Consider the following 2757-nt stretch of genomic DNA (forward strand, 5'->3'; position numbering starts at 1 on the left):
AGCTTGAGATAAATATGTTGGTTCTTTATTATTAGTTGTTTTGTTTTCTGTTGCCTTAAAAGCTCCAGCTGCATAGGCAACAGCAGTACCTCCTGCTCCTGCAGCAGCTAAACCTCCTAATCCTGTTCCTACTGCTGCTTGTGGTGTCATATTTATCTAAACAGAAGATCCTTCGGGTTTAGGATTGCTTGTCTGTGCTGGTGCAGGAGGTATTGTTTCTCCTTGAGGTTTTCCTTCTTGGCCAGCAGTCTCTGATACTTTTGGAACCGAATCTTCAGTACCACTTTGCGCAGACGTTTGTGAGGAGACAGCTGCTGCCTCTGCATTCTCTCCAGTTGCTTCTTTCCCTTTCGAAGTTGATGAATCAACGCCTGCGTCACCAATTCTTCCTGGTGGTTGAGCGCTTTCTTGTTGTACATCCTGAGTTTGGCCAGGTTCAAGAATTGATGCTGTTGGCGAACCTTTAGTAGTTGGATTTTCTTCAGTTGCCCCATTCTTATTAAAAGCATGATATGCAGCAACAGAAGTAGCTCCCACTACCGCTGTTCCTCCTATTACTCCTGCTCCAATTACTGCTGGGGATGCCATAACTAATTAATTTTTCTGCTTATAAAGTACAGAATTTATTTACATCAGTTTCAGGATAATTTGTCTTATCTGACGTTAGAGACTCATATGCGTTTTTACAAATATTTCTTACATTTGGTTTTGGGTTTTTATTTGGTTCAGTTTTAAATTTAGAATTGTCAGTTGCTGAAGAATTAGATTTGTCTCCAGAAGTTTCATAGAACTCTTTATTTCTTGCTTCTCAAAATTTGTCATTTCCAGTTACAGCTATAAATTTTTTGGCATTCTCAGAAGAATTTCCATAACTGGAATTAGTTTTGTAATCTTCTTCGCTGACTTCGCTAATAACTTTTACTTCTCCCAATATAGAACAATACTTAAACAAATCTCTTTTCAATTTAGCTTGATTATCGGGAGAAGTTCCTGAAGAAGTTATTTCACTTTTATTTTTCTTATAAACAGCTTCACAAACTTTATTTAAAGCAGTTGAAGAGCCTGAAGCATCAGAAAAAGCTGAACCTACTTTACCTCCACCTTTAAATTCAGCACTTAAATCGTTATCTTGTGGCTTAGAGTCTTTTTTTCATCTAGCATAAGATCACTCTCATCATTCTCCATTATTAGTTGCTGAAGTTCCTTCTCCTTGAGAACCAATAGGGGCAACCAAATAATTCCCATAGATTTTCCCTATTACATTGCTATCTGTATAAGTTGAAAATGTAGAGTCTTTAGATAAAAGAAGACTTGATGGTTCCGAATTATTTGACCCTTCAAAAGCTCCAGCCAAATACGCGCTACCAACTCCTATCGCTCCTGCGCCTAGTAAACTTCCGCCTACTGCTGCTGGGGATGCCATATATTATTTTTATGCTACTTTAGCTCAAAAACAAGCTTCTTTGAAAGCTTTTCATTTTTTGCCTTCTTCAGAAGATTCATCAGTTGGTTTGGCTGTTAATGTTTGCACTGAAACAGCTTCACATCACTTATTTATATAATTCACCACGTCATCCTGTTTATTAGGTTTATCTATATCTCCTAACTCTAGCTCATCAACTGACATCTTTTCTTGTTTTTTCATATCTGTTCAAACGCTTTTTACGCTAGTCAAATAAGCGCCATCCTTTGCATTTTCATCGTATAAAAGCTTTTTAATTCTTCCCTCTAAATTATTTCCTATGTACTCTTTATTGTCATTTTTTAATTCCTCTTCTGCTTGTGATCTGTATATTAAAGAAACAGCGCTAGTATTATCAGTGTTAGTTGATTTATTTCCATCAAAAGCGCCAGCTGCATAAGCAATAGCAGAACCTCCTGCTCCTGCAGCAACTAATCCTCCTATTCCAGCTCCAGCTGCTACTTGTGGTGTCATATCTATTTAAAAAAACTAAGTCCCTGTAGGTTTAGGATCTCCTGAAGATTCTAAAGAAGTTTTACCTTGCTGAGTTCCGCTAACAAGAGCTTGTGAATCTCGTTTTTCTGAATCAGCGTCTGGAACACTATTTGGTTGCGGTTGAGCAACTACATCAACCCCATTTCCAGAAGACGCATTCGGTTTAGAAGATTCGCCAGGCGATCCAGAACTTCCATCATCAGTTGTTGCTTGTTTAGATTCTGCACCCGCATTATTATTTTCAGCTGCTGCTTGCTTACTAGTCTCTTTTGTTTGATCATCCGCTCCATTTTTATTGAAAGCATGATAAGCTGCCACTGAAGTAGCTCCAACTGCGGCTGTACCGCCTACTACTCCTGCTCCGACAACTGCTGGGGACGCCATAACCAATTAATAAATAAGTAATATACAGACCTATATAAATAAAAAGTAAATATATAGTAACAAATGCAAACTTAGTGTCAGTTACTCCCTTTTAAAAAGAATTTTTTGTTTATAAAACGCAAAATATATTTACATCTGCAATAGGATAGCTTGTTCCTTCTTCTGTGGTAGATTCATACGCCTCTTCACAAATTTTTCTTATTTCTGGCTTATCAGCTTCTACTGACTCAGCTTTAAATTTAGAAGACGCTCCTTTTGCTTTAGATTTATTTTTCTCTCCATCGCCATCCGCATAAAACTCCTCATTTCTTATTTTCCAGAATTTATCGTTTCCTGTTGCGGAAATAAATGTTTTTTTGTTTGTAGAATCGCCACCTTTTTTATTGTCGTAATTTTCCCCAGCTTCGCTAATGGTC

The 2757-nt window shown here is 37.5% G+C and carries 5 protein-coding genes; all 5 read right to left on the reverse strand.

Annotated features, from left to right (window positions below; all coding sequences use genetic code 4):
- Nucleotides 1–156: 156 nt before the first annotated feature.
- A complete protein-coding gene (locus tag H6411_RS00045; protein WP_216082613.1) occupies nt 157–588 on the reverse strand; it encodes a hypothetical protein in 432 nt (143 codons plus the stop codon).
- A gap of 19 nt (nt 589–607) precedes the next feature.
- Nucleotides 608–1423: a hypothetical protein gene (locus H6411_RS00050; RefSeq protein WP_216082614.1), complete on the reverse strand. Its 816-nt coding sequence runs from the start codon at nt 1421–1423 to the stop codon at nt 608–610.
- Between the two features lie 9 nt (nt 1424–1432).
- Nucleotides 1433–1936: a hypothetical protein gene (locus H6411_RS00055; protein ID WP_216082615.1), complete on the reverse strand. Its 504-nt coding sequence runs from the start codon at nt 1934–1936 to the stop codon at nt 1433–1435.
- Between the two features lie 15 nt (nt 1937–1951).
- The gene (locus H6411_RS00060; protein ID WP_216082616.1) at nt 1952–2341 is read right to left on the reverse strand and encodes a hypothetical protein; all 390 of its coding nucleotides are present in this window, start codon (nt 2339–2341) and stop codon (nt 1952–1954) included.
- A gap of 109 nt (nt 2342–2450) precedes the next feature.
- On the reverse strand, nt 2451–2757 hold a 307-nt coding region (locus tag H6411_RS00065), incomplete at its 5' end, for a hypothetical protein (RefSeq protein WP_216082617.1).

This window comes from Candidatus Mycoplasma haematohominis, assembly GCF_902712995.1.
In the GTDB taxonomy this organism is placed as follows: Bacteria; Bacillota_I; Bacilli_A; order Mycoplasmatales; family Mycoplasmoidaceae; genus Eperythrozoon_B; species Eperythrozoon_B haematohominis.